At 70.1% G+C, this 1,738-nt stretch carries 2 protein-coding genes; both read left to right on the top strand.

Annotated elements, in window-relative coordinates; genetic code table 11:
- Positions 1-1,252 (top strand): kynureninase (gene kynU / locus OZ10_RS20095; RefSeq protein ID WP_039566868.1); only part of this gene is annotated, 1,252 nt, incomplete at its 5' end.
- Between the two features lie 171 nt (positions 1,253-1,423).
- The coding region (locus tag OZ10_RS20100; protein WP_039566867.1) for an FAD-dependent oxidoreductase at positions 1,424-1,738 on the top strand (315 nt) is incomplete at its 3' end.

The following is a 1,738-nucleotide window of genomic DNA, read 5'->3' on the forward strand; positions in this document are numbered from 1 at the left end:
TTCCCACGCCGCGGCAATGGACGCCGCCGACCCGCTGCGCAACCTGCGCGAGGCGTTCGTGTTTCCGCAGCACCACGGCCAGGACCAGACCTACTTCGTCGGCAATTCGCTGGGTCTGCAACCGCGACAGGCCCGCGCAATGGTCAGCGAGGTACTCGATCAGTGGGGCGCGCTTGCCGTGGAAGGCCACTTCACCGGTCCCACCCAATGGCTCACCTATCACCAGCTGGTGCGCGACGGCCTGGCGCGCGTGGTCGGCGCGCTGCCCAGCGAAGTGGTGGCGATGAACACCCTCAGCGTCAACCTGCATCTGATGATGGCCAGCTTCTATCGCCCCACGCCCGAGCGCGGCGCGATCCTGATCGAAGCCGGCGCGTTCCCGTCCGACCGCCACGCAGTGGAGTCGCAACTGCACCTGCATGGGCTGGACCCGGCCACGCAGCTGATCGAGGTGGAGGCCGACGAACCCAATGGCACGGTGTCGATGGCGGCCATTGCCGTGGCGATCGCACAGCACGGCCCGCGGCTGGCGCTGGTGCTGTGGCCGGGCATCCAGTACCGCACCGGGCAGGCGTTCGAGCTGGGCGAGATCGCGCGGCTGGCGCGGGCGCAGGGCGCTGCGGTGGGTTTCGATCTGGCGCATGCGGTGGGCAATATCCCACTGACCCTGCACGACGATGGCGTCGATTTCGCGGTGTGGTGCCACTACAAATATCTCAATGCCGGGCCGGGCGCGGTGGGTGGGTGCTTCGTGCATGCGCGTCACGCCACCAGCGACCTGCCGCGCATGGCCGGTTGGTGGGGACACGAGCAGCAGACCCGTTTCCGCATGGATCCGCAGTTCGTGCCTGCGCCGGGCGCCGAAGGCTGGCAGCTGAGCAATCCGCCGGTGCTGGCGCTGGCGCCGCTGCGTGCGTCGCTGGACCTGTTCGACCAGACCGGCATGGCCGCGCTCCGCGCCAAATCCGAGCAGCTCACCGGGCATCTGGAACAGCTGATCCACGCGCGCCTGGCGCAGGTGCTGCAGATCGTCACCCCCGCGCACGCTGCGCAGCGCGGCTGCCAGCTGTCGCTGCGGGTGAAAGGCGGCCGCGCGCAGGGGCGCGCGCTATTCGAGCATCTGCATGCCGCCGGCGTGCTGGGCGACTGGCGCGAACCGGACGTGATCCGCATTGCGCCGGTGCCGCTGTACAACCGCTTCGTCGACCTGCACACCTTCGTGGAACAGGTGGAAACCTGGGCCGCCGCCTGAGCGCAACACGCTGACTGCAAGGTCACCGGGCCTGGGGGCCGCGACGCAGAGCCGGCAGCGGCCCACGTACACTCCCAGCCCGCCCAAGGCCGATGCCCGGGCGGCCGCCCCTGCCAGTCGCTGTCTCCCCCTCTTCGCCGGCGCTGCGTCCGGCCGCCGCCGGATATTGCATTGAGCCCAGTCTCCCCCCGCTCCCTGACCCTGATCGGCGCCGGCCTGGCCGGTTGCTTGCTGGCCATCCTGCTGTCGCGCCGCGGCTGGCAGGTCACCGTCTACGAACGCCGCGGCGATCCGCGCATCAAGGGCTACGAGTCCGGCCGCTCGATCAACCTGGCCCTGGCCGAACGCGGCCGCCACGCACTGCGCCAGGCCGGCGCAGAAGACGCGGTGATGGCCAAGGCGGTGATGATGCGCGGGCGCATGGTGCACCCGGTCAACGGGGAACCGCAGCTGCAGCGCTATGGCCGCGACGACAGCGAAGTGATC

The sequence above is a fragment of the Xanthomonas cannabis pv. cannabis genome (assembly GCF_000802365.1).
GTDB classification, from domain to species: domain Bacteria; phylum Pseudomonadota; class Gammaproteobacteria; order Xanthomonadales; family Xanthomonadaceae; genus Xanthomonas; species Xanthomonas cannabis.